Source organism: Vibrio wakamikoensis, from assembly GCF_050337275.1.
In the GTDB taxonomy this organism is placed as follows: Bacteria; Pseudomonadota; Gammaproteobacteria; order Enterobacterales; family Vibrionaceae; genus Vibrio; species Vibrio chaetopteri.
Genome location: NZ_JAKJST010000050.1, coordinates 1 through 26,212 on the forward strand (window position 1 = coordinate 1; position 26,212 = coordinate 26,212).

The window sequence follows — 26,212 nt, forward strand, 5'->3', positions numbered from 1 at the left end:
GTCTAGCTCGACTCAAGTCAGCTAAACCAGTCATTCCTTGCTCGCGGAAACGGTTGATCCATTTGTAGCCTGTTTTACGAGCTATGCCATAACGCTGGCACAGCTCGCTAATAGAAAATCGATGGCTAAGCCAATCTTCAATGAAAAGTTCTCTTTGGCTCATGATGCAAGTCTCTTCCCATGGCATAAGCTTCTCCTCTTCGAAGCTTACACATTAGCACTTGTTACCCATGTGCCTGGTTAGAACTGTTACCTATGAGCCCGGTCAATACCCGCTGTAAGAAGACCCCTGCCTGCGCAGGAGTGACGATACACTGGGTCTTTGAAGGTGCCGATATGTGGGAGAACGACAAACTCTAGAACACCGTCATTCCTGTGTAGACAGGAATCTACTTAAGGCTTGGTGCTCGCTATAAGAAGACCCCTGCCTGCGCAGGAGTGACGATACACTGGGTCTTTGAAGGTGCCGATATGTGGGAGAACGACAAACTCTAAAACACCGTCATTCCTGTGTAGACAGGAATCTACTTAAGGCTTGGTGCTCGCTATAAGAAGACCCCTGCCTGCGCAGGGGTAACGATACACTGGGTCTTTGAAGGTGACGATATGTGGGAGAACGACAAACTCTAAAACACCGTCATTCCTGTGTAGACAGGAATCTACTTAAGGCTTGGTGCTCGCTGTAAGAAGACCCCTGCCTGCGCAGGGGTGACGATATCTTGGGTATAATGTTGAACTGATTAAATCACTGGTGTCTCTGTTTGCACGCCGTGGTTCTGACCACGATGACGCAATAGGTGATCAAGCAACACAATCGCCAACATAGCTTCAGCGATTGGCACAGCGCGAATACCCACACATGGGTCATGACGACCTTTGGTGATCAATTGCGTTGGCTCACCGGTTTTCGTGATGGTTTCACCCGGTACTGTAATGCTTGATGTTGGTTTCAGTGCGATATTGGCAACAATATCTTGACCGGTAGAGATACCACCTAGGATGCCACCAGCATGGTTGCTGCTAAAGCCTTCCGGCGTCAGTGGATCGCGGTGCTCACTGCCTTTTTGATTCACTACATCAAAGCCGTCACCAATCTCGACACCTTTCACAGCGTTGATGCTCATTAGAGCATGGGCGATATCCGCATCAAGGCGATCAAAAATTGGCTCCCCTAGACCCACAGATACGTTGGTCGCAACCACTTGTAGCTTGGCACCAATTGAGTCACCTTGCTTTTTAAGATCGCGGATCAACTGGTCAAAAGCGTCTACTTTGTCGACATCTGGACAGAAAAACGGGTTATTTTCGATTTCGTTCCAATCTACTTTATCAATAGATACATCGCCCATTTGTGATAGGTAAGCACGAATTTCAACACCAAACTCTTGTTTAAGGTATTTCTTCGCGATAGAACCCGCCGCGACACGCATCGCCGTTTCACGAGCTGACGAACGGCCGCCACCACGGTAATCGCGGATACCGTATTTTTGGTGGTAGGTGTAATCCGCGTGTCCTGGTCGGAACTTGTCTTTGATTTCTGAGTAATCTTTTGAGCGCTGATCGGTGTTTTCGATCAGTAGACCAATCGACGTGCCTGTGGTTTTTCCTTCAAACACACCTGAAAGGATTTTTACCTCATCAGGTTCACGTCTTTGAGTGGTGTATTTTGATGTCCCTGGACGACGACGATCTAAGTCAACTTGCAGATCGGCTTCCGTGATTTCCAATCCAGGAGGGCAACCGTCCACCACACAACCTAGTGCGATGCCGTGACTCTCACCAAATGTGGTTACACGAAAATGTTGTCCGATGCTATTTCCTGCCATTACTTCCTCTGTCTGTCCGAACAAGCGCAGTGTCCGCAGCCTCTCTCTCAGCAATTTATACTAAGTGATACCAAGGATAAGTGGTACCAAAGCTAACTGTTAACGCTTGTCCTTTGCCTGTCTATTCTTCGTGAATTCATAGTGACGACAAAGGCTGACGTTGTAAACCCCCAAACGAAAAAACGCTGCAATTCTCATTGCAGCGTTACTTTATCTTAGAGTCAGTACTCGATTAATCTTTGTAGATCGAGAACTCTTCTGCGTGCTCAAGGATCTGATCGCGCGTTAGCATGAATACACCGTGGCCGCCGTTTTCAAACTCAATCCATGTGAATGGGATATGTGGGTACTGCTCCATCATATGAACCATTGAATTACCTACTTCACAGATAAGGATACCGTCATCAGTCAGATAATCCGGTGCATTTGATAGAATTCGGCGCACCAATTTCAGACCGTCAGTACCTGCCGCTAGGCCAAGTTCTGGCTCATGGGTGAACTCTTCTGGTAGTGAGTTCATGTCTTCTTCATCCACATATGGTGGGTTAGAGACGATCAGGTTGTATTTTTCTTTTGGCAAATCGCGGAAAAGATCTGATCGAATTGGGAACACTTGCTGTTCTAGACCGTGGTCTTGAACGTTCTGCTCAGCGACTTCCAATGCGTCTGTTGAAATATCAATGGCATCCACTTCGGCATCAGGGAAAGCGTGCGCGCAGGCAATCGCAATACAGCCACTACCAGTACACAGATCCATAATGCGAACTGGCTCATCAGCAAGCCAAGGCTGGAACTGAGCTTCAATCAGCTCACCAATTGGCGAACGTGGCACCAATACACGCTCATCAACAAAGAACTCTAGGCCACAGAACCAAGCTTTGTTGGTTAAGTAAGCTGTTGGTGTGCGGTCGTTAATGCGCTTGATAACACGCTCAACAACACGCAGACGCTCGCTGCTGGTTAGGCGCGAGTTTAAAACATGTGGTGGCACGTCAATCGGTAAGTACAGCGTTGGCAGGATCAGCTGAACCGCTTCATCCCAAGCATTGTCGGTGCCGTGGCCGTAAAACAGACCTGCTGCATTGAACCGACTAACGGTCCAACGAATCAAGTCTTGAAGTGTATGAAGCTCAGAAACGGCTTCTTCCACAAAAATCTTATCCAAAATTGCCTCCAAAAAGCGCTACAATACTGCCAATCTAGATGTTTATTGAGTTGTCCCAGTCCATGAGCAAAAAAGACACCAACGCTGATGACGATTTCGCCCTCTTTAGGGATGCAGTACAAGGCGTAAAAAAGTTGCAACAGGATACCATAGTCCAGCAGCCAAACAGAAATAAGAAACAAAAAGAGCAGAAAAGAACCAACCGCGAAGCCAAAGACGCGGAGTTTTATTTCTCTGACGAATTTGAGCCACATCTGAGCGATGATGGTCCGACTCGTTATGCGCGTGATGATGTGTCCACGTACGAAGTGAAACGCTTGCGACGCGGAGTGTATGTACCGGATGTGTTCTTAGACATGCATGGGATGACTCAGCAAGAAGCCAAGCGAGAGTTGGGGGCAATGATCGCCCATTGCATAAGAGAAAATGTGCACTGTGCTTGTGTCATGCACGGCATCGGCAAACACATTCTTAAGCAAAAAGCACCACTTTGGTTGGCTCAACATCCAGACGTGATGGCGTTCCACCAAGCGCCGCTTGAGTTTGGCGGCGATGGCGCGCTTTTGGTTTTACTTTCGATTCCTGAGAAATAACCTTTCTTCAGTTATTCTCTAAGGGTGAATGTGCCAAAGCACTTCGCCCTGCCTTCTCTGAACATCGTATTCGATGCACACCAGCCCAGACGTTGGGAACATAGGCGCACTGATGTCGCCGACAAACTCTGCCGTTAAATAACCAACCAACGGTAAGTGTGAGACGAGTAAAATCGACTCTAGACTTTCAATCTCAGCAATCGTTGAGACATACTCCACTACATCCTCAGCCTGACCGTAAGGCGTAATGTCATCAGAGGTGACGACGTCATCACTACTAAACTCTTGGCTGATCGCAGCCCACGTTTGCTGCGCTCTTAGATAAGGGCTCACAAGTACCTTATCAAAACGACCATACCCTTGCTGCTTACACGCTCTGGCAACGACAATCGAGTTGTCTTTGCCATGCTCAGTTAGGGCACGCTGCTCATCCGTTGGTGCATAATGGACGGCTTCGCCATGACGCATAATAAACACTTTCATATTAACACCCGCCTATTCAATGGTCGCACAAAGCAATCATCTCTAGCGCTTAAACCCTGCGCTATCTCTCGCAATTGCCTGCATATTCCGATAACTAGGGTATATACTTATTTAAAAAAATTAATTATATCAATTCACTTGCTAAAGGCTTCGACTTTCTTAACAATTTAAAGGTTAATACTTAAAAAGATTGTAAGTTAGTTTTTGTCTGTCTCCATGAAAGATTGTAAATAGTTGTTGGTTATCCCTGTTAGTACCAATTGTGAGACATCACTTTTGTCGCCAGACGCTTGGTTAAGCTGTCCCAAGCCACCGCTTAATCCGGAGAAGATACGTGCATATAAGTCCAAATGATAATCGCTCATATCGCTACCTCACTCTAAGTAATGAGTTACGCGTCCTGCTCGTCAAAGACGAGCACGCCCAAAAGTCCGCCGCAGCGCTTGCAGTGAACGTCGGCCATTTTGACGATCCAGACGATCGAGAGGGTCTTGCTCACTACCTCGAACACATGCTGTTCTTGGGCACGGAAAAGTACCCTAAAGTCGGAGAATTTCAATCCTTTATCAGTCAACACGGCGGCAGTAATAATGCTTGGACTGGCACCGAGCATACGTGTTACTTCTTTGACGTCTATCCAAATGCGTTTGAGAAAGGCCTCGATCGCTTCAGTCAGTTTTTCACTGCCCCGCTTTTCAACGAAGAAGCGCTAGATAAAGAGCGTCAAGCCGTCGATTCCGAATACAAGCTTAAACTTAATGAAGACGGACGCAGGTTATACCAAGTACAAAAAGAGACTATTAACCAAGCGCACCCTTTCGCCAAATTTTCTGTCGGCAATATTGAAACGCTAAGCGATCGCAATGGTGAAAGCATTCGCGGCGAGATTCTTCGGTTCCACCAGCAGCAATATTCTGCTGACATCATGACATTAGCCATGATTGGCCCTCATGAGCTGGATGAATTAGAACAGTGGGCAACAGACAAGTTTGCAGACATCGTCAATAATCAACGCATCAGCAAGTCCATAGACGTGCCTTTCGCCACCAAAGACAATACTCAAGTCATGGTACGCGTTGAACCCATCAAAGAGCTTCGTAAGTTAATCCTTGCGTTCCCGTTTCCTGCGACTCAGCAACATTATCACCAAAAACCTTTGTCTTATTTTGCCAACTTGCTGGGCTATGAAGGCAAAGGCAGCTTAATGCTGCATCTTAAAGAACTTGGCTGGATCACGTCTCTGTCTGCCGGTGGTGGCGCATCTGGTAGTAACTACCGCGAGTTTAGTGTCAGTATGACACTGACACCAACTGGGCTTGAGCACGTCAATGAGATGATTCAAGCGGTGTTCCAGTACCTAGAGCTCATTAAAACTCAAGGCATGCAGGAATGGCGCTACTTGGAAAAGCGTGCCGTCATGGAATCTGCGTTCCAGTTTCAAGAGCCTGCAAGACAAATGGACATGGTCAGTCATCTGGTGATGAACATGCAACACTACCCACCAGAAGACGTCATTTATGGCGACTACAAAATGGCGGGCTATGACGAAGCTATGCTGCTTGAGTATGCCCATTTCTTAACGACCGGAAATCTCAAAGCAACGCTGGTTGCCAAAGAGCAACACTACGACAAACAAGCGAAGTGGTACTTTACGCCATACTCGGTCATGGCATTCACTGAAGAGGAACTGGCGTTTTTCAATCAGCCTCTAAAAGAAGCGGAGCAGCCCTTCTGTCTGCCCGAAAAAAACCCGTTCATCAACTACGACTTGTCGACCTATCCACTTGAAAGCGAAGAGGCGCATCCTCAGCTTATAGAGGATTTAGACGGTTTTCGCCTTTGGCACCTTCAGGACAGTCAATTTAAGGTACCGAAAGGAGTGGTGTTTATCGCTATCGATAGCCCCCATTCGGTCGCTTCTTCCCGTAACATAGTCAAAACAAGGCTGTGTGTAGAAATGTTCCTTGACTCGCTCTCTGAGGAAACCTACCCCGCTGAAGTCGCAGGTCTGAGCTACGATATGTACGCCCACCAAGGTGGTGTCACCTTGTCGATTTCTGGTTTTAGCAAAAAGCAGCCTCAGTTATTGGAGATGATACTCCAGCGATTTGCGTCACGAGAGTTTAATCCCGCACGCTTTGAGAGCATAAAAGCGCAGTTAATGAGAGGTTGGCGTAACTCGGCGAAAGATCGCCCGATTTCACAGCTATTCAATGCCATGACGGGCATTTTACAGCCAAATAATCCACCAAACTCTGTGTTACTTGATGCACTAGAAACCATCACGGTCGATGAGCTACCTAGTTTTGTACAAGCGATATTATCTGAGCTGCACATCGATATGTTCGTGTATGGCGATTGGCATAAGCAAGGTGCATACGACATCGCCACCACGCTCAAAGATGCACTTCGTATCCACAATCAAAAATACGAAGAGAGTTTGCGACCTTTGATCATGCTTGGACGCAATGGCAGCTTCCAAAAAGAAGTGTTTTGCGATCAAGATGACTCTGCGATTGTGGTCTATTACCAATGTGAAGATATCAATCCACGTAGCATCGCACTCTACTCTCTGGCCAATCATTTGATGTCAGCGACCTTCTTCCATGAAATCCGAACTAAACAACAACTCGGTTATATGGTCGGCACCGGTAACATGCCTCTCAATCGCCACCCAGGGATAGTGCTTTATGTACAATCCCCAAATGCGGCACCAAGCGATCTTATTCGCTCTATCGATGAATTTTTGAATGCGGTCTACATGGTGCTGCTTGAGCTCAATGACTATCAATGGCACAGCAGCAAGAAAGGGCTCTGGAATCAGATTGCGACTCCAGATACCACGTTACGCGGCCGCGCTCAGCGATTGTGGATTGCCATAGGCAATAAAGACACCAGCTTTAGTCAGCGAGAGAAAGTGCTTGAGGAACTCAAATCATTAACACGCGCCGATATGATTCGCTTCGTTGTCAATGAGCTGAAACCGCGCACTGCAAATCGTTTGATTATGCATAGCCAAGGCAAGGCACATGTCGATGCCGAAAAACTTGAGTTAGGACTTGAAATAGGCTCGATTGAAGAGTTTCAATTAAGACCAAAAGACACCGATTTAGGATAAAAAACACCCCCTCTGTTGAGGGGGTGAATGTTTGTAGACCCTAAGTTTTCTGTGTAACGCTCTCTAGATTACTTATAAAAGTTCTCTTCTAGGCCTGCTCTCGTCACGAGTCCATCACAAGGTGCAAAGCGGTCACCGTATTTCTGAGCATGCTCATTCATTAAGTCGACGACTTTTTTGATACCCAAAGAGTCCATGTAACGGAATGGGCCACCCAAGAATGGCGGAAAACCGATGCCGAAGATGGCACCAATGTCACCGTCACGAGGGCTGCGAATAATGCCTTCATCTAAACAGCGTACCGCCTCATTAAGCATTGGCAGCACACAGCGGATCGCGATATCTTTTTCTGACATTGTCGCTTCAGGCTTAAGACCTAACACGCTATACACTGAGCTATCAACGGTCTTCTTCTTACCTTTGTAAGTGTAAAAACCTTTACCGGACTTCCGCCCTTTTCGACCATCATTCAACAGCTTGTCGAAGACGTCAGGCCCTTGGAATCGCTCACCCAATTCATTGACCAAAATCGGCATGATCTTAGCGCCAATATCCACGCCAACTTCGTCAAGCAGCGTAATCGGCCCAACAGGGAACCCGAAGTCTAATAATGCTCTATCCAATGACTCAATAGGTTCGTTCGCAAGAAGCACGTTCGCCGACTCATTCATATAGGGCGCAAGAATACGGTTTACATAGAAACCCGCTTGGTCTTTCACCACAATCGGCGTCTTACCTTGCTTTCTTGCAAACTGAACCATAGTGGCGATGGTCTCTTCTGACGTCGTCTCATGAGGAATGACTTCCACTAGAGGCATTTTGTCTGCAGGGCTGAAATAGTGCAGACCAACCACATTTTCTGGACGCTCAGCTTTTTCTGCAATCTGTGCGATTGGAATCGATGACGTGTTGGTCGCAAAAATAGTGGTTGGCTTCGCGTGCGTTTCCACATCATTCACCATTTGCTGTTTTAGACCTAAATCTTCAAACACGGCTTCAACCACTACGTCCGCTTTATCGAATCCGGTAAAGTCGGTGCCACCTGCCATTTGCAGCATTTGCGCTTGCAAATCTGCTTTAGAAATAATGCGGCGCTTGCGCTTTTTCTCTAATAGCTTGAAGTTGTAACCCAGCGCGTTGACGATACCATCATTAGACACATCTTTAATTCGCACTGGCACTTTAGCTTTGCTGACTGTGACATGAGTAATACCCGCCCCCATTAACCCGCCACCAAGGACTACAGCGTTATTTACCGTGTTTGGCTTAGCATCACTACCAAATTCTTTCTTCATTTCAGTGGTTGCAAAGAAGATAGAACGCAGCGCTTTTGACTCAGACGTCATGACGAGCTCACCGAAACGCTTAGCTTCGTTTTCTAGCCCTTTCTTCATGCCTTTCTCGAGACCATAACGAATCACATCCAAAATAGCGTCTGCTGCTGGATAATTGCCGCGGGTTTTTTCGTTAGTCTTTTTCGCTGCCTGATCAAAAATCACCTTGCGGCCAAGGCCAGTACCCGCCATTAGCACTTCTTTCTTGCTCAGTTTCTTGGCTTTGCGTTTTTTGCCTTTTTCCAAAAACTGTTTAGCCACATCTAGCAGAATAGTCTTCGGTACACTCGCATCAACCACGCCAAGCTTTTTGGCTTTTTTAGCGCGAAGCTGTTTACCCGTTAAGATGAGATCTAATGATGGCAGCAAACCAATCAAACGTGGCAATCGTTGAGTACCGCCAGATCCAGGCAATAATCCAAGCTGCACTTCTGGTAAGCCGAGCTTAGTAATACCAGCATCACTACAGACTCGGTAGTCACACGCCAGCGCCAGCTCAAGCCCACCACCTAGACAAGGTCCGTGTATCGCCGAAACAACTGGGAAGGGCAAATCTGAAAGCTGCTGGAACATCTCTTGTCCTTTAGCTGCTAAAGACTGAGCTTCTTCAGCTGAAGTACAAGCATCAAGCATTCTTACGTCGGCACCAGCGATGAAGTTATCCGGTTTAAGCGAGTGGACTATCAGTCCTTTTAACTCAGATTTTTTCTGCTCTAACTCTTCAAACAGCTGCGCCATCTCTTCCGCAAACGCAGCTTGTAACGTATTCATTTTTTCGCCTGGCACATCGATGCCAAGCCATGCGATGTTCTGCTCATCTACTGAAAGATGAAAGGCTTTTTGTTCACTCATTATTCTACCTCCAGAACCATTGCTGCACCCAAGCCACCTGCTGCACACGCAGTATTAAGAGCAAGCCCTCCCCCGCGTCGCTTCAGTTCATTCAGCGTTTGCGTAATCATTCGCGCACCAGTGGCAGCGAACGGGTGACCGTAAGCAAGGGAGCCACCAAGAACGTTGAACTTATCCATGTCAATTTCACCGATCGCTTGAGAGCGACCCAATTTTTCTCGAGCGAACTTCTCGCTGGCAAACATCTTCACATTAGAGAGCGCTTGCGCCGCAAAGGCTTCGTGCATATCAATCAGCGTTAGGTCGGACAAAGAGATACCCGCGCGATCTAGCGCCATCGGTGTGGCATAGGAAGGCCCCATCAACATATCTTCACGCACACCAATTGCTGAGAAGGCGTAAGAACGGATATAGCCTTTGATTTCAAGCCCAAGCTCTTTCGCTCGCCCTTCACGCATCAACATAATCGCTGCTGCGCCATCCGTTAGCGGCGTACTGTTTGCTGCTGTAACGCTGCCATATTGTCTATCAAATGCTGGACGCAGTTTGCTGTAGCTAGAAAGTTCAGAGTCGTGGCGGATGTTGTTGTCTTCATCCAAGCTCTTCTTATAAGGCTCTGGAAACGCCGACATGACTTCGTCGCGCACTTTACCTTCTTTCCATGCTTGAGAGGCGAGAGTGTGAGAGCGGTGAGCAAGCCCGTCTTGTTCTAAACGAGTGATACCATGCGACTTAGCCATTTGCTCGGCAGTTTGGCCCATAGAAAGGCCTGTCGAGTACTCTGCGACGGCAGGTGGCACTGGCATCAAATCTTTAAACGATAGCTTTTTAAGAATATTGAGTTTTTGACCGACCGTTTTTGTTTTACTCAGAGCCAATAGGTTGGCAGCAAGTTTCTTGGATACGCCAATTGGTAGCACGGAAGATGAGTCTGCTCCACCAGCGATACCGGCGTCTATCGTCCCTGCCATGATACTTTCACAAACGTTGGCAGCGGCTTGGAAGCTCGTCGCACAAGCGCGAGTTACACTGTAGGCATCAGTATTAATGTCCATTCCAGTGCCCAGTACAATTTCACGAGCAATATTTGGCGCTTCTGGCATTTGCACTACTTGACCAAACACCACTTGGTCGATCAACTTAGGATCAATGTTGGTGCGCGCCATCATTTCGGCTACGACCATTTTTCCTAAGTCCACCGCTGGTACTTGACTAAATTCGGTACTTTGGCGGGCAAAAGGGGTACGAAGCCCCGCCACAACAGCAATTCGCTCACCATTTCTAGTGGTGAGATTGATTTTCCCCACGTCCTTACTGCTCATAGTTTCTCCTTCCTAAAGAGGTCTGACCACGCGCATTGTAACGAGATTGTTAAGGATTTAAAACAACCGTTTGACAAATATCACTGGTTTTATTGAATAACGTGATAGGGTCGACCAAAATGGAATATGAGAAACGCGTAAAGTCGGCAACAATATGATGTGGGAAAACAAGAAGATATCGGCAGAATTTCAGGCAAAAAAAAACCACACAGATAATTTGTGTGGTTGGAATCTCTAAAGCAATTAACTTGCGCCAATTGAAAATAATCAGTTTCCTGATTAGGAGAAAGTAAAGTCAGCCTTCAAAAGGAAGTGTCATCTTGCTCAACATGTTAGTCCCGAAAGACCAACGAGATGACAGGGTTCACTATAACTGCTCCACAGGTCGGAATTTTGAACTAGATCAATTTTGTGTGACTTTACTGACACTGCAGAACAAAAAACACGGTTCACAGAGCGAAAATGGGGGCTCCTGTGTCATTAATTAAAAATTTTGGAAATAAATTCTCCAAACGTCCGGTCAACTCGGATATGGACAGACAAAGAAAATACGAAGCACTGGTGCGTGCTTATCATCGCGACCTTTTCCGATACGCGTATTGGCTATGCAAAGACAAGCCTATCGCGGAGGATTTGGTTCAGGAAACTTGCCTTCGAGCTTGGAAGTCATTAGACAGCTTGCAAGATGAAAAGGCAGCGAAATCGTGGCTTATCACTATTTTGCGCAGAGAGAACGCAAGACGTTTTGAACGTAAGCAGTTCGATCTGGTCGATATTGATGACTACGGCAACGATGCAAAAGTCTCTGATGACCCTCACCACCAACAGGAATGGCTTCAAGCACAGATAATGAAACTCGACGTCGAGTATCGCGAACCTCTTTTTCTGCAAGTCGTCGGCGGCTTTAGTGGTGAAGAGATTGGCAACATACTCGACTTAAACAAGAATACCGTTATGACTCGATTATTTAGAGCTCGAAACCAGCTTAAAGAGATGCTTGAGTCTGAGGATGCACATAGGGGGCAACAAAATGGATGAGTTAGAATTCCGTCGTCGCGTTATGTCCGATCCTAAGGCAAGAGATCCGGAGCTGTTGGACGCGACCAAAAACAGTGAGGCTAACGCCAAATACCTGGATGATATTCTAGGCCTAGATGCGCGTATTGAACAGGCAATGAAAGTTGACGTGCCTGACGATCTTGCCGATCGAATTTTGTTCAACCAGCCACCGGAAAATAATGTCGTTAAGGTTAGCTTTAGCAAAAAAGCGCTATCATTGGCTGCTTCTGTGATGTTTGCGTTTGGTTTGCTTGTTGGTCAAATTAACTGGGGTAATGTTGTCGTGTCTGACGCGCAAGCATCACTGCCCAAAATGGCCATGGAGCACTTCAACGCTGAGAAAAGCTTTATTGACTCTTTGGATGAAAATCCCTCAAAAGAGCAAATCAACGCCAAGCTATTGCCGTTTGCCTATCAGTTGGGACAAAGCTTTCCGTATCATGTGTTTTACATTAATCATTGTGGGTTTGGTGATTCAAATGCAATGCACATCGTGTTTAAAGGTGAGAAAGGCAAAGTCACTATGTTTCTCACAGGTATTGCCACTGACCAAGTGGAAAACTTCGATAAAGATGGCATGGCAGGCTTGGTTAAGCCAATGGGCGACAGTAGCTTTGTCCTCGTTGGTGAAGAAGGCGAAGATCTAGCGAAAATCGGCGAAACAATCAAAAAAGTCATGAATCCTGCGTAGAAATATTGACTTAATAAGGCTTATCCTTTTCGGGTAAGCTTTTTTTGTACTCCCACTCAAATTTAGAGCAGCAACTCTAATTATCTGCATATTCGATGCATTTACTGCCAGTTAGTCGTCATTTATATACTTTTTACGTCATTTTTATTACTGGTCAGATTTCTAATGTCTATACTAGCGATTAGGATCAGCCCCGAATTGAGTTTTAACTCAATTTACACTAACGCCCATAAGAGGCGATTACAAAAAAGGATGTATACTAAATGACTACTTCGCGTCTGTATAAAAAAACACTATTAGCAGTGGCAGTCTCGTCACTCACTTTCGCCTCCACACAAGCTACAGCAGCAGGTTTCCAGCTCAACGCACAATCTGCAACCGGTTTAGGCCGCGCGTTCGCAGGTGATGCTGTTATTGCAGATAACGCATCTGTTATGGCACGTAACGCTGCAGCAATGACACTGTTTGATTCACACCAGTTCTCTGGTGGCTTGAATGTAATTAGCACCGACATCAAAGTGACCGATGTGAAAGCTGGCGGTATACCAATTGACGATGCTAACAATGGCAGCAACTCTCCAGTACCGAACATTTACTACATCCACCGAATCAACGACAAGTTCGCTGTCGGTGCTGGTATCTACTCAAACTTCGGTACAAAAAACAAATTTGATGACAGTTTTGGTTCTTTTAGTAGCCCAAATGGCCCTATTCATACTGGCGCTTCAGCGCTTGGTGGCAACACGGAAATCCAAAGTGTAAACTTCACATTGAACGTTGCATACCGTATCAATGAACAATGGAGTGTAGGCGGTGGCTTAGACGTCGTTCAAGGTAGTGGTAAGCTTGAACGAACAGCTACTGTTACTAATCCACAAAATGGTCAAACTGGCAGTACAAACCTAGTAGATATTGATGCTAGTGGTATTGGACTTGGTTTCAACCTAGGTACAGTGTTTGAGTTAAACGACGACAATCGATTTGGTTTGGCATATCACAAACAACCTGAAATTGAAGCGACTGGTGACTTCTCCGGTCTAGCTGGAAGCCAGTACCAGAACCTATACCTACCTCTACCTGATATGGTTGAGTTCTCAGGCTTCCACAAAATCCAAGATACTAAGTTTGCTGTACACTATAGCGTTCAATGGATTGGTTGGAGTGTATTCGACAAGCTAGAAGGCGATGTACCAGGAGCTGGTCGCCAAATCATTGGCTCTCCATATGAGTGGAAAGATGGCTGGCACTACGCACTTGGTGGTACGTATTACCTAAACGAATCTTGGACTCTACGTGCTGGTTATATGTATGACACTGCTGCTCAAGACCAAATTACTTCTATTTCCGTTCCTGATTCAGATCGTCAATGGTTGTCAGCTGGCTTTGGTTACAAATTCAAAGAGCATCACACTGTAGACTTCGGCTTCACTTATCTAATGGGTAAAGACGTAAGTGTTGTAGATGGTGGTGGTATCCTTACCGCAACTACTCGAGCGGATGCTATCCTAGCGGGTCTACAATACAGCTACAGCTTCTAAGCAATAGCTTGCCAACTCTCAAAAGGGTCGATGTATCGGCTCTTTTTTACTTATCGACGCAAACAACTTCCTCTCCTCCTTACAGCTGTAAGCTCAAAAATCACAACATCTCGATAACAACCAGAATATTCACCCAATATATACAACTCACCGATAGATAATCTTGAATGTGCACTTTTAGCCACAAAATAGTTTTAAAGTCATTGCTCTAAAAATAGAATCTGCGCTCTAAACGCAATTAATTTGAGCGAACAATAATGATAAATACCAAATACTCTCCCCTTGCTATTGCAGTGGTATTGGGAACACTAGCGTCTACGACTGCGTCTGCAGCAGGCTTTCAACTTGCTGAGTACTCTGCTACTGGCCTAGGCCGAGCTTACGCTGGTGAAGCCGCGATGGCGGATAACGCCGGTGCACAGTGGCGTAACCCTGCAATGCTTACCTACCTAGAAGGTACACAAATTTCCGGCGGTGTGTTGTACGTTGAGCCTAATATTGATGTTAAAGGTACAGCAACGATTTTTGGCCAACCTGTATACACCGAAGGAAAAGATATTGCTCACAGTGCACCAGTACCAAACCTTTATGTTTCCCACCAAATTAACGATAAATGGTTCGCAGGTTTAGCTCTAAGCTCAAACTATGGCATGGAGACCGAGTTAGACAGCGAGTTCAAAGCAACTCAATATGGTAATGAAGCGAAGGTCATGACCGTTGAAGCTGTGGCAAACCTTGGTTACCAGATCAATGATGCATTCAGTGTTGGTGGTGGTATTCGTTTTGTTACTGGTGAAGGTAAGATTGGCGCAACGGCACCTTTCACACTTCCTACATCAGCAACTACAGCGATTCAAAAAGGCTCATACCTTAAATATGTCGAAGGCACTGACAGCTCATGGGGCTATGTTCTTGGTGCCGCATGGCAAATCAACGATAACCATCGCCTCGGTTTTGCCTACAAATCAGAAGTCATGATGGATTTTGACGGATACGGCGAAGGCGAAGTCTTCCACTTTCAAGGTCGTCGCGACGGCAAGCTTAGCGTAGCACTACCTGCAACCGCAGAAATTGCCTCTTTCCACCAACTAACAGACCAATGGGCGATGCACGCAAGCATTAACTGGACCCAGTGGAGCAGCTTTGAAAAACTAGAAGCTGAGTTTGTTGATGGCGTCACTTCTCCAATCAAGAACGAGAACTGGAAAGACAGCTACCGCTTTGCATTGGGCACAACTTACCAGCTAAACAGCAAGCTTGCGCTGCGTGGTGGTGTCGCCTACGACATGTCTGCGGTTGACGATAAATACCGTACGACAACGATTCCAGAGACAGACCGTACCTGGCTTAGCGCAGGTGTTAGCTACGCCTTTACTAAGCAATTTACTTTGGATGGCGGTTTGACCTACATCATGGCTCGTGATGCGTCGATTGTTGAACCACGTGATGCTCTAGACGGAAGTGCGGCGGTATTTGGCACATTTGAAGGTGAAATCTCAGGTGATGTTTGGATTGCAGGTATTCAAGCGAACTACCGTTTCTAATCTTCTGACTTAGCGGCTTAGACAACTAGAAATGTCGTCATCCCCTTGCAAAAGGGGATCGCATACAGCGCGTTGAAAATCTAAATGGTGAGTAAACCTATCAATTAATGTTAGTCACGCGCTTAGTGAGATCTTCACTTGCGTGAAGATGACGGGGACGGTCTGAAAGATTTCTAACAAAAAACGTCACTCATTTGAGTGACGTTTTTATATCTAGGTTCATTGTCATTGTAACTCAGAGCTACTCATCAAAACTATCCAAGTAATCATCAATATAAGCTTCTTGCTCTTCATCGACCTCATCACTTACCACTTCAGCATTGTAGTTCTGGCGCTGAATATAGATATCACGAGTCAGCGCATATGGATCCGGTGAGCGTTCCAACGTTGCCTCTTGAGACACAACGAGCGCACGTTTCTCCATACCTTCTAACGCCCATTTGCCAAGGCTTGCCCAGAAATTGAGGAATGAAATAGGTGGGTAAAGACCGTCGACTACGTCAGCGCCTTCACGCAAGGTAATCGGGCCATAACCGGGTACCATGAAGTAAGGACCGGTGCCTACACCGTAGTGACCAATGGCATCACCAAACTCTTTCTTGTCGTGTTTTTCTATACCTGCAGCCGAAGCGATATCAATAAAGCCTAACAAACCAAGCGTACTGTTGATCCAAAAACGATTGAAATGATCGAATGCTTTTGAGCCATTGCCCATCACCGCATTATTCACAACACTAAATGGTTCATCTAAGTTGGCAAGGAAGTTACTCACACCTGAACGTACAGGAACAGGCGTGTAATTCACGTAAGCAAGTGATACGGGTCTGACGAAGTACGGGTCTAGATAGTCATAGTTGAAGGTAAACATCACTCGGTTGAAACCTTCAAACGGGTCATAAACATCGGTGCCTACTGACGTGTCGCTATTAAGGTCGACGCTACTTTGGGAAGCCTCAACACTGTATTCATTCACTGCGTCTTTTGGCGCATTCGTATTCTCTACCGATGCGTCAGTAGATTGAGACACGATAGGAGTAGCCGTTGCTTCCTGAGTAGAAGGAACTTGATTGTCTTTTGGTGCTGAAGAGCAGCCAAATAGAAATACGCTAGATACAAAAACGGCAAAAAGCGTAGACTTTTTGCCGGTTATTGCTGATTGCATAACCTCATCCATAAGCCAGTACAATCTGCGTCTGATATGTTAACTATTTTTCTATTTACTTGATAAGTAAGTAATTAACGTCAGATTGTATTAATAACCACTATGGATGAGTATAGCGGCATGCGACCGTCCAAGCTAGTTAAAGCAACAAGTTGGACACATTTTATTTAATCACACGCCATAGTTTGTTGATTAGTACTGCTGGTCAATAACAAGCTCTACAGTATCACCAAGTGCGGCAGGCTGGCTTTCACCAAACCAATCGCCATCACGTGTTGCAACATTACCATCACTGTCAATACGGGCTCTAACAATCAAACCATCAAGGCTAGATAACTTACGACCTTGCATCATACTGTTGTTGTCATCCAGTACTACTGTGCGAGGGAATGTTCCTAGCGGGTAACGAGCTGCCGCTACTGGCATTGGAGAACCATCAGCCGGGTGCACAGACACAATCAGCGCAGCATCTTGAGGAAGGCTCACGTCTGATGACACGGTGATCGTGACAGCGACAGATTTGCCTTCAACAATTGGCTCACCCATTTTGGCTTGCGCATTTTCAATACTGCGAGTCAACATTTCATAACGGCTATCATCAGGACCAATCATACGTTGCATAACAGACCAATAACGAACCGCGGCTGGGTAATCCTGACGCTCAAAAGCATCAAATGCGAGAAGAGAAAGGACGCGTAGATCAACATACTCTTCTTTCAACAAGCTGTTCAAAAGGCCTCGAGCCTGATTCTGCTCTAATTCGTCTTGTGACATCATCAAAGCCTGCGCATAACCCAGCTTCACATCTGCATCATTTGGCTCAAGACGGTAGGCTTTTTCCATTGCATCTGTCGCTGTTGTCACGTCGCGGTTAGCAAGTGCAATACGACCAAGTAACAACCAACCGGTTGAATCATCGGCCTGATAATGCAGGCGAGTACGAAGCGCTAACGTTAGGTCTTGCATCTCGTCTTCTGTCATTGGCTCAGCTGACTCACCCATCAAACGCTTAGAAAGTTCTGGCAAACGACCAGACACTTCTTGCCAATCCTGAACCTTACCAGCGCCACCGAAATGCATGTACAACCCGTAAGTCATGACGACAACCAGCACCACTGAAGGCACAAGAATCGTCATTGGCGATAAAGAAGTTTTCTTTGTCTCCGCTTGATTTGGAATGTCATCAAGCAGTGACTGCTTAAGATCGTCAATCAGATCTTGCTGGTTTTCTACCAAACCTTCGTTAGTTTCTTCTTCGAGCTCGGTCAGGCGATCTTTATAGAATGCCTTGTTTAGCTCGTCACGAAGTTGGTCATCATTATTGGCTTTCTTACTGTTTAGCGTCAGAGCCAATAGCACAATAGCAACGACGACAAGAACGACAGTTGATATCCAAAATAGTGTCATTACTGCTTATCTCCAGTCTCTTTGTCATCGAGTAAAGCCTTTAGCTTGGCTTCTTTGTCATCGCTCCACTGCTCACTTTTCTGGGCTTTCTGAATGCGATTGTTGCGGCTTCGTACCACAATTAATCCGAAGCCAAGCACGATAACAAACAGCGGCCCAAGCCAAAGTATCGACGTTGCGAGCGTTAATGGCGGGTTATAGGTTACAAAGTTACCGTAACGAGCAATCATGTAATCAACGATTTCTTGCTTCGATTTGCCCTCTTTAGTCATCTCATACACTTTCTGACGCAAATCTTGCGCGAGTTCAGCGTTTGAGTCACCAATCGTGTTGTTCTGACACTTAGGGCACCGCAATGTGTGGCTCAGTTCTTTAAACTGATTCTCTTGCTCTAGCGAATCAAATTCATGAATCTCAATTGTAGCGTTTACCGCAAATGCCAAGACTAAGCTTGAGGCCAGCGCAACTAACCATTTTTTCATTGCTTCGCCTCCTCTAGCATCTGCTGATACAGCGGCTGAAGTTTTTCACTCCAGTTTTGCGAGTTAACATCGCCCACATGGCGATAGCGAATGACACCGTTCGCATCGATGAGAAACGTCTCTGGTGCTCCGTATACGCCAAGATCCAGTCCAAGCATACCGTCACCATCAAAAAGACTGATTAGGTATGGGTTACCAAGCTCGTTTAACCACTGAACCGCTTTATTACGCTGATCCTTGTAGTTAAGGCCAATGATTTTCACGCCATTTGCAGCAAGTTCATTGAGATATTGATGCTCGGCATAACAGGTTGGACACCAGGTCGCCCATACATTAAGTAGTAGAGGCTCACCCGTAAACACCGCTTGGTCATACAGCTTGCCAGGTTCCGCCAAGTCTTCTAGACGAAACTGTGGTACTTGCTTGCCAATCAACACCGACTCTAATTTAGTTGGGTCATCACCGGCTTGGTTTCTACCTAACTGCACAGCGAAGACCGAAACTAGAATCAGAAAGGCAACTAACGGAATAAACAGAATTTTCTTATTCATTATGCCTCTCCTTGCGCTTTATCGGTTTTTCTAAAACGATAACGCTTGTCGCTGATTGCCAGCGCACCACCAATCGACATCATGATGGCACCAAACCAAATCCAACGTACGAATGGCTTGTGGTAGATACGCACTGCCCATGATTTGCCGTCATCCAGTCGCTCACCCATTGCAATATAAAGGTCGCGCGTTACGCCACGATCGATCGCCGCTTCCGTCATCATCGACTTCGCCGTGCGATAGAAACGTTTTTCAGCGTGCAAGGTGTTGATGTACTTACCATCTTTGGTAATTTCAAAGTCAGCAATGTAGCCGTCGTAGTTAGGGCCGTCTTTATCACGCACGCCTTGGAAGTAGAAGTTGTAATCGTAGACCTGATAGTTTTCACCAGGAGCCAAACGAACGTCACGCTCAATACTGTAAATTTGTACCATCGCAATACCGATAATACTTACAGCAAGACCAAGGTGACCAAGGATCATTGCCCAGTGGCTGCGAGGTAGCTTCTTAACACCTTCAGCAAACGAGTGGCGATGAGTTGCACGCTCGTACAGCTCAAAACCGTGCATCGTAATGATCCAAGAAGCCATCAGCCAACCAAGGAACGCCATTCCAGTGAAGTATTCAGCTAGAACAAACATCATCAGTGCAGAGAAGGCCACTGAGATAATACCGGAGACGAGCATAGGTTTAGCTAGAGTCGATAGTTTGTCACGCTTCCAACGGATCAGCGGACCGATACCAAGTAGGAACGAAAACGGAATCATCAACCATGCAAACAGCATATCGAAGAAAGGCGCGCCGATAGATACTGAGCCTAAACCAATTTGTTTGTGTACCAGTGGTAGCAAAGTACCAACCAATACGACAACCAACGCCGCCATCAACAGCACATTGTTACCAAGCAACGCGTTTTCTCGCGACAGCAAATCAAAATTGCCGCGTGCACGCACTGAAGCGCCTTTCAAGGCAAATAACAACAGCGAACCACCGATGACAAATACCAAGAAGCCAAGGATGAACATACCGCGCGATGGATCAGAGGCAAACGCGTGAACCGATACCAATATTCCGGAACGAACCAAGAAGGTACCCAACAGACTCAACGAGAACGCAGAGATCGCAAGCAATACTGTCCATGCTTTAAAGGTGCCGCGTTTTTCCGTCACTGCCAGTGAGTGCATCAGTGCCGTACCCGCAAGCCAAGGCATGAAAGAGGCATTTTCTACTGGATCCCAGAACCACCAGCCCCCCCAGCCAAGTTCGTAATACGCCCACCAAGAGCCAAGCGCAATACCCATAGTTAGGAATACCCACGCCGCTGTCGTCCAAGGACGAGACCATCGTGCCCACGCCGTATCAAGACGACCTGACATGAGTGAGGCAATAGCAAACGAGAACGCAACAGAGAAACCTACGTAACCCATGTAGAGCATTGGTGGGTGGATGATCAATCCCGGGTCTTGCAATAGCGGGTTGAGGTCACGGCCATCAACAGGGAAGAAAGGCAATGTTCTTAAGAATGGGTTCGAGGTAACAATAATGAACAGTAGGAAACCTACTGTGATCATACCCATCACCGCCAGCACACGAGCGACAGATTCTTGCGGCATACCGCGACTAAATGTCGCAACGGCAACTGTCCACGCTGCTTGGATTAACACCCACAGCAATAATGAACCTTCGTGTGCACCCCATACAGCGGTTAGGCGGTAATACCAAGGCAACTGGGTATTTGAGTTATTCGCCACATATTGCAAAGTGAAATCATTAACGTAGAACGCCCATTCCAAGATAAGGAATGAAATAAGCAGCATGATGAACATACCCCAAGACAAAGGTCTTGCAGTATTCATCAGCATAGTGTTGTTTCGAGAGGCACCAAACAGCGGCAAGATACTCAACAGCACAGACAAACTGAGCGAGAGTATCAGCGCAAAGTGGCCGATTTCAGCAATCATAGACCGCTTCCTTGTTTTTGTTCTTCAGAGTATTCCAGTGGGGCGTGAGTTTTCTTCATCGCTTCAGCAATCTCAGGTGGCATGTATTCTTCATCGTGCTTAGCAAGAACTTCGAAAGCCTCGATTTTGGTCGGTTCAACCAGTACGCCTTGTGCCACAATGCCCTGCCCTTCACGGAACAAGTCCGGAAGAATGCCATCGTAGACTACCGTAACCTTCGGGCCGACATCGGCAAGGTCAAAACTCACACGCAGTGATTCAGAATCACGACTGACCGAACCCGCAACCACCATACCGCCGATTCGAAGACGCTGGCCGATTTCTGGTTTGCCGCCATTTTCTTTACCGTTCACCAATTCCGTTGGCGTGTAGAACAAATCCATGTTTTGGTTTAGCGCATAGAGAATCAACCCAACCGTCGCACTGATACCAACGAAAATGGCTAAAATAATGCCAAGCCTTTTCTTACGTCTTGGGGTCATAGTGTGTTCTCCATATTTTTCGCCGCGTCGATGCGCGCTTGTCTATCGACTTTGGCTTGTACATCTTTGAGCAATTTCTTGCCGCGTGACACGCTTGTCACCCAAAGAATCAACATAGCTAAGTAAGTAATACCGAAGGCACTCCACACATACGCCGCGTAGCCGCCCATGGCAAAAAAGTCGCTCAAGGATTCAAAGTGCATGGTGATTTACCCCTTCTGATTCGATTGCGCAGCCAAGGCAACCACCCATGGTCTGTGGCCTTCTTTACTGATGATTTCGTTACGCAGGCGGATCATCGTCAGCGCACCGAAGAAAAATGCAAAGCCAAAAATATTCAGTAGCAGCGGCCACAACATATCGTTGGAGATCGATGGCGTCGCAAATTTAGTAATGGTTGCGCCTTGGTGCAACGTGTTCCACCACTCCACTGAGAAGTGGATAATCGGCAAATTCACCACGCCAACGATCGCGAGAATACCCGCCGCTTTAGCCGCCGTTTTTTGATCATCGAACGCATGATAAAGCGCGATAACACCAAGGTATAAAAACAGTAAGATAAGCTCAGAGGTCAGGCGTGCATCCCACACCCACCATGCGCCCCACATTGGTTTACCCCAAACCGCGCCAGTGAGAAGCGCAATGAACGTAAACACTGCACCGATGGGTGCCATAGCCAGTGCCGCCATGCTAGAGAGTTTCAACTGCCACACCAAGCCAACAAACGCGGCGATGGCCATCGACATGTACACACCCATCGACCAGATAGCCGAAGGTACATGAATATAAATGATCCTAAAGCTGTCGCCTTGCTGGTAATCCGCAGGCGCGTAAGCAAGCCCCCAAACGGTACCAATAGAAAGGCACAGCAATGCAAGGGTGGCAAACCAAGGCAGTAGCTTGCCACACAGCTGATAAGTGGTTTCGGTTTTGGCGTAAGGATGAAGCCATTTCCACATAGTGTTTCTCACTCTTTGACGACATTTTTCCCATTGCTTTAAGCTGTGATATTCGCTTTGGACAATGATATTAGCGTTATTATATTAGTTGACGCTGACTCTCAAGGCTGCACTGATGGCAAACGGAGTCAAGGTCATCGCGCCCACCAGCATGGCAGCGAGCAAAGCTAACTGACCATTATACGCAACCCCTAAGGAGGCAGCATCAATCGCTGATGTAGCAAATATTAGAATTGGGATGTAAAGCGGGAGCACCAGTAGACTCAGCAGCACTCCTCCTTTTTGCAGCCCTACAGTCAAGGCCACCCCAATAGCTCCAATAAAGCTCAGTGTTGGCGTTCCTACCAACAGGGTCAGCACCACAGCTATCCATGTATTGCTATCGAGAGACAACAAAATTGCCAGCAATGGGCTGATAATAATAAGTGGCAACCCCGTAAGTAGCCAGTGCGCGATGATCTTTGCCATCACTACTAATTGCAGTGGGATAGGCATCAGCATCATCTGCTCTAAAGAGCCATCTTGAAAATCATCTTTGAACAGTCGTTCTAAGGAAAGCAGCGCCGAAAGCAGCGCAGCCACCCATACAATCCCTGCTGAAATTCGTGCTAGCAGATTAGGCTCTGGGCCGATACTAAGCGGAAACAGCGTGATCACTATGATAAAAAACCACAATGGGTTGAAAATATCCGCTTGGCGACGAAACGCAATCAGCAGTTCGCGGCGAACAATTTTCATCATGGAAGACAACATCATCGTTTAAGCTCCCAAGGTAATTTTTCTAAGTTTAGGGTTGTCACTAAACATATCTTGGTGCGTGGTAAGTAAGACTATCCCACCTTTGTTAGCATGCTCCAAAAACAAGTTTTCCAGTACCTTTACCCCTTGCTTATCGATCGCAGTCAGTGGCTCATCAAGGATCCACAACATTTGCTCACTTAACCACAACCTAGCCAACGCCACGCGTCGCTGCTGCCCCGCAGAAAGCTGAGCCACCGGCACGTCTTCACGGCCCGCGAGTCCAACTTGTGTTAGCGCAGTAAAAATTTGTTGGTCCGAAGTGAGAGGTGCGTGTATCGATTGATAAAATCTAAGGTTCTCAAACGCAGTGAGATCGCGCTTTACGCCAGTTTGATGGCCAAGAAACAGCAGTGATTGATGGAAGTCTTCTCGATTGGATTGGATAGACTCACCATTCCATTTGATGTCGCCTTCCTCTTTATCTCCCAATCCCGCTACGATACGCATTAAGGTGGTTTTACCGGTCCCGTTGCGACCCTCAATCTGAACGAGATCACCGCCTTGTAACGAAAATGATAAATTTTCGAACAATATCCGCTCATCTCGAATCGCGGTTAAATTTGTAACTTCTAACATTCAATTAAACACTGGCTCGACTGGGCGTTCATCTTACCATAGCTACTTATGCGTGAAAGTGTAATGTTTAAATCGGCTTCACGAAACTTAGTAATAAACAATAAATTACTGTTCTCTAACTGAAATAACTACCCATAAAGTAGTATATTCCGACACAAAACTTCACATTCGGACGCATGATAGGATACCAGACTGCATTCAGCCGGCTAATTAGAAAGAGTAAAAGAGTGTTACGATTGTTATTGAGGTATTTTAAGGGCGTCAATTAGACATTAACGCCCTGTGAATAAACAGATCGTCTAGCGTGGTCGTTTTTGTGGTGGATAGTTCGTTGCCGCTCGGCGCGCAGGTTGTGCTCGCTCTTTGTGCAGCGGCGGTACTTTTTCTTTGCCAGCAATCTTTTTCTGCAAAGAAAGCATCAGCTCAGCTTCGGCTTTTGGGAGTTCGCACTCTTCAATAAGCTCGTTAATGTCGGCGCCCAAGCGTACCATCTTGTTAGCGCGAGTGTATAAGCGCCCATCGTTGTCGACGTTCTCAAGTTCAAGAATACGTTCGGTAAGGTGGACGATGATTTCCTCTTGTTCAGAAACCTTTTGGCCAAGCCCTACCAATACGGAGCGAACTTCAAGTAACTGCTTATTGCACTTCTCGACTTCCTTTTCTAACGATCGCTTCTGTTGTCGTGCATGTGCCTTGTGCATGTTTAAGCCACGATGCACTTTCACCAACCAAACGAAAAGGATAACGACAATCGCCACCCCTCCCCAAAGAAGAGGTGACGTTAAAGACACAGCGTCAAACATTATAGGTAAGCCATCTCATCCCACTCATCTTCAGAGAGCAGTTTATTGAGGTCAACAAGGATAAGCAGTTTGCCATCACGGTTACTTACACCTTGGATAAACTTAGCACTTTCATCGGTACCCACACTAGGTGTGGTATCAATTTCTGACGAACGTAAGTAAACCACTTCCGCAACGCTATCAACCAAGATACCAATCACTTGGCGCTCAGACTCAATCACAATAATACGCGTGTTGTCTGTGATCTCACCTTGCATCAAACCAAAGCGTGAGCGAGTGTCGATAACCGTCACAACGTTACCACGCAGATTGATAATACCTAGCACGTAATCTGGTGCACCTGGTACTGGAGCGATTTCAGTGTAACGCAGCACTTCGCGCACTTGCATTACGTTGATGCCATAGGTTTCTTCTTCTAGTTGAAACGTAACCCACTGAAGAACTTCATCGTTTGATTGTTCTTTTCTTAATTCAACATCCATCGTTTGAGACATAGTCTTCCTCTCAATTTCATTCTGATCAGCGACGCTCTACGTCGTTTGACATCAATTTATTCAATCACTGTACTGATTTAACATCTAATCCAGCGTTAAGCATATCTATTAGTTCAGACACATGAACCAGCGCACACATTTGCTGTTTCACCATGCCTGCAAGCCACGGCCGCTTACCTGCTTTCTCACGCCAGCGAACGGCAACAGGCTGAAGTTGTTCCGTGCCCTTAAGTTCTGTTGCAGCAAGTCCCCAGTTACTCTCACCGAGCATGACAATGTATTGATAGTCTTCTTTGTAACTATCATCTTTGAGTACATCCGGCATCACCCACATTGCTGTGTCGACGACATCAAGCTGGCTCTCTCGACTCGACTGTAAACCTAAGTACCAAGCAGGTCGCCCAATCAAATGACTTAACTCGCCCATTTGATGAATACCACCTAGCTCATCTAAAGGCACCGCAAACGTCATTCCGCCAACGTCAAAGTAGAGCACCTGAAAGCTCTCGGTACGTTCGTTGTTTACCCAAACGTGATCCGCACCACCGCCATTCGCGACGTCAGGTTGGGTTTCAACCGCTACACTTTCAGCCACTTCTATACTATCGGCGACTTCCACCGTCTCTTGAGCGTTGATTGATGACTGTAGATTATCAAGTTCATTCAGTTCAGGCGCAATGACCGTGTCAGCTTCTAATGCTTCAACATCCCAGCCTTGGATTTCACTCTCACTGGCTGCATCTACTGTCGGCTGTTCAAGGCTTGGCTCAGCTTGCGGTTCAATTTCAATGTCCACTTGCTGCTGAAGGCCGCTGAACAGTTTTTCCAGATGTTGCAAATCTGGCTGCTCCGCAAACGCTTCAAACTCCGCCTCCACCGACTGCTGCACATCTGGTGCGGCCTGTGTCATAAGAGATGGCGTTGTCTCATTCCAATCTGGCTCTGGCTCTGGCTCTGGCTCTGGCTCTGGCTCTGGCTCTGGCTCTGGCTCTGGCTCTGGCTCTGGCTC

The 26,212-nt window shown here is 46.6% G+C and carries 25 protein-coding genes; 6 read left to right on the top strand and 19 right to left on the bottom strand.

The window, feature by feature from the left end; translation table 11 throughout:
• The 3 genes from L4C42_RS22945 to prmB form a co-directional block, all read right to left on the bottom strand.
• Positions 1 to 187, bottom strand: a 187-nt coding sequence (locus tag L4C42_RS22945) for a helix-turn-helix domain-containing protein (protein ID WP_429761737.1), incomplete at its 3' end; no start/stop codon positions are given.
• 553 nt (positions 188 to 740) lie between these two features.
• A complete protein-coding gene (gene aroC / locus L4C42_RS22950) occupies positions 741 to 1,826 on the bottom strand; it encodes a chorismate synthase (protein WP_353496703.1) in 1,086 nt (361 codons plus the stop codon).
• 232 nt (positions 1,827 to 2,058) lie between these two features.
• Positions 2,059 to 2,991 carry a 50S ribosomal protein L3 N(5)-glutamine methyltransferase gene (gene prmB / locus L4C42_RS22955; protein WP_353496704.1) on the bottom strand — a complete coding sequence of 311 codons (933 nt, stop codon included), beginning with the start codon at positions 2,989 to 2,991 and terminating at the stop codon, positions 2,059 to 2,061.
• A gap of 62 nt (positions 2,992 to 3,053) precedes the next feature.
• On the opposite strand from prmB, the gene smrB reads away from it, so the two are divergent.
• Positions 3,054 to 3,584, top strand: coding sequence for an endonuclease SmrB (gene smrB, locus L4C42_RS22960; RefSeq protein ID WP_353496705.1), 531 nt, complete (start codon positions 3,054 to 3,056; stop codon positions 3,582 to 3,584).
• A gap of 18 nt (positions 3,585 to 3,602) precedes the next feature.
• Here smrB and sixA read toward each other — a convergent pair whose 3' ends face one another.
• On the bottom strand, positions 3,603 to 4,067 hold the full coding sequence (gene sixA / locus L4C42_RS22965) for a phosphohistidine phosphatase SixA (RefSeq protein WP_353496706.1): 465 nt from the start codon (positions 4,065 to 4,067) through the stop codon (positions 3,603 to 3,605).
• A 334-nt stretch (positions 4,068 to 4,401) separates the two neighbouring features.
• On the opposite strand from sixA, the gene L4C42_RS22970 reads away from it, so the two are divergent.
• Positions 4,402 to 7,185 carry an insulinase family protein gene (locus tag L4C42_RS22970; RefSeq protein WP_418642053.1) on the top strand — a complete coding sequence of 928 codons (2,784 nt, stop codon included), beginning with the start codon at positions 4,402 to 4,404 and terminating at the stop codon, positions 7,183 to 7,185.
• Positions 7,186 to 7,253: 68 nt separating this feature from the next.
• On the opposite strand, the gene fadJ is transcribed toward L4C42_RS22970, so the two are convergent.
• Positions 7,254 to 9,371, bottom strand: a complete 2,118-nt coding sequence (fadJ, locus tag L4C42_RS22975) for a fatty acid oxidation complex subunit alpha FadJ (protein ID WP_353496708.1) — start codon at positions 9,369 to 9,371, stop codon at positions 7,254 to 7,256.
• Positions 9,371 to 10,693, bottom strand: coding sequence for an acetyl-CoA C-acyltransferase FadI (gene fadI / locus L4C42_RS22980; protein WP_429761803.1), 1,323 nt, complete (start codon positions 10,691 to 10,693; stop codon positions 9,371 to 9,373). The genes fadJ and fadI overlap by 1 nt, the downstream gene beginning before the upstream one ends.
• Positions 10,694 to 11,155: 462 nt before the next feature.
• Between fadI and L4C42_RS22985 the strand changes: the two genes are divergently transcribed.
• The 4 genes from L4C42_RS22985 to L4C42_RS23000 all read left to right on the top strand — a co-directional run bounded on the left by L4C42_RS22985 (position 11,156) and on the right by L4C42_RS23000 (position 15,525).
• Positions 11,156 to 11,731, top strand: coding sequence for a sigma-70 family RNA polymerase sigma factor (locus tag L4C42_RS22985; RefSeq protein ID WP_353496709.1), 576 nt, complete (start codon positions 11,156 to 11,158; stop codon positions 11,729 to 11,731).
• Positions 11,724 to 12,443, top strand: coding sequence for a DUF3379 family protein (locus L4C42_RS22990; protein WP_418642051.1), 720 nt, complete (start codon positions 11,724 to 11,726; stop codon positions 12,441 to 12,443). Before L4C42_RS22985 ends, L4C42_RS22990 begins: the two co-directional genes overlap by 8 nt.
• A gap of 263 nt (positions 12,444 to 12,706) precedes the next feature.
• Positions 12,707 to 13,981: an outer membrane protein transport protein gene (locus tag L4C42_RS22995; protein ID WP_418642050.1), complete on the top strand. Its 1,275-nt coding sequence runs from the start codon at positions 12,707 to 12,709 to the stop codon at positions 13,979 to 13,981.
• A 260-nt stretch (positions 13,982 to 14,241) separates the two neighbouring features.
• Positions 14,242 to 15,525: an outer membrane protein transport protein gene (locus tag L4C42_RS23000; protein ID WP_429761813.1), complete on the top strand. Its 1,284-nt coding sequence runs from the start codon at positions 14,242 to 14,244 to the stop codon at positions 15,523 to 15,525.
• A gap of 241 nt (positions 15,526 to 15,766) precedes the next feature.
• Here the strand turns inward: L4C42_RS23000 and L4C42_RS23005 are convergent, their stop codons facing one another.
• The 13 genes from L4C42_RS23005 to L4C42_RS23065 form a co-directional block, all read right to left on the bottom strand.
• Positions 15,767 to 16,687: an MlaA family lipoprotein gene (locus L4C42_RS23005; protein ID WP_429761804.1), complete on the bottom strand. Its 921-nt coding sequence runs from the start codon at positions 16,685 to 16,687 to the stop codon at positions 15,767 to 15,769.
• 192 nt (positions 16,688 to 16,879) lie between these two features.
• Positions 16,880 to 18,094 (bottom strand): c-type cytochrome biogenesis protein CcmI, encoded by a 1,215-nt coding sequence (ccmI, locus tag L4C42_RS23010; RefSeq protein WP_429761805.1) that lies wholly within the window; start codon positions 18,092 to 18,094, stop codon positions 16,880 to 16,882.
• Entirely contained in the window at positions 18,094 to 18,576 is a 483-nt protein-coding gene (locus L4C42_RS23015; RefSeq protein WP_112462189.1) for a cytochrome c-type biogenesis protein, read from the bottom strand. Before L4C42_RS23015 ends, ccmI begins: the two co-directional genes overlap by 1 nt.
• Positions 18,573 to 19,127, bottom strand: coding sequence for a DsbE family thiol:disulfide interchange protein (locus L4C42_RS23020; protein ID WP_353496715.1), 555 nt, complete (start codon positions 19,125 to 19,127; stop codon positions 18,573 to 18,575). Before L4C42_RS23020 ends, L4C42_RS23015 begins: the two co-directional genes overlap by 4 nt.
• On the bottom strand, positions 19,127 to 21,088 hold the full coding sequence (locus L4C42_RS23025; protein ID WP_429761806.1) for a heme lyase CcmF/NrfE family subunit: 1,962 nt from the start codon (positions 21,086 to 21,088) through the stop codon (positions 19,127 to 19,129). Before L4C42_RS23025 ends, L4C42_RS23020 begins: the two co-directional genes overlap by 1 nt.
• Entirely contained in the window at positions 21,085 to 21,570 is a 486-nt protein-coding gene (gene ccmE, locus L4C42_RS23030; protein WP_353496717.1) for a cytochrome c maturation protein CcmE, read from the bottom strand. The genes L4C42_RS23025 and ccmE overlap by 4 nt, the downstream gene beginning before the upstream one ends.
• A complete protein-coding gene (gene ccmD, locus L4C42_RS23035) occupies positions 21,567 to 21,773 on the bottom strand; it encodes a heme exporter protein CcmD (protein ID WP_429761807.1) in 207 nt (68 codons plus the stop codon). The genes ccmE and ccmD overlap by 4 nt, the downstream gene beginning before the upstream one ends.
• A gap of 6 nt (positions 21,774 to 21,779) precedes the next feature.
• Positions 21,780 to 22,529 (bottom strand): heme ABC transporter permease, encoded by a 750-nt coding sequence (locus tag L4C42_RS23040; protein WP_429761808.1) that lies wholly within the window; start codon positions 22,527 to 22,529, stop codon positions 21,780 to 21,782.
• An 84-nt stretch (positions 22,530 to 22,613) separates the two neighbouring features.
• Entirely contained in the window at positions 22,614 to 23,282 is a 669-nt protein-coding gene (gene ccmB / locus L4C42_RS23045; RefSeq protein WP_042497161.1) for a heme exporter protein CcmB, read from the bottom strand.
• A 6-nt stretch (positions 23,283 to 23,288) separates the two neighbouring features.
• Positions 23,289 to 23,906 carry a cytochrome c biogenesis heme-transporting ATPase CcmA gene (ccmA, locus tag L4C42_RS23050; protein ID WP_429761810.1) on the bottom strand — a complete coding sequence of 206 codons (618 nt, stop codon included), beginning with the start codon at positions 23,904 to 23,906 and terminating at the stop codon, positions 23,289 to 23,291.
• Positions 23,907 to 24,205: 299 nt separating this feature from the next.
• A complete protein-coding gene (locus L4C42_RS23055) occupies positions 24,206 to 24,709 on the bottom strand; it encodes a DUF2802 domain-containing protein (protein WP_429761811.1) in 504 nt (167 codons plus the stop codon).
• The gene (locus L4C42_RS23060; protein WP_042478487.1) at positions 24,709 to 25,203 is read right to left on the bottom strand and encodes a chemotaxis protein CheW; all 495 of its coding nucleotides are present in this window, start codon (positions 25,201 to 25,203) and stop codon (positions 24,709 to 24,711) included. Before L4C42_RS23060 ends, L4C42_RS23055 begins: the two co-directional genes overlap by 1 nt.
• Positions 25,204 to 25,267: 64 nt before the next feature.
• The coding region (locus L4C42_RS23065; protein WP_429761812.1) for a chemotaxis protein CheW at positions 25,268 to 26,212 on the bottom strand (945 nt) is incomplete at its 5' end.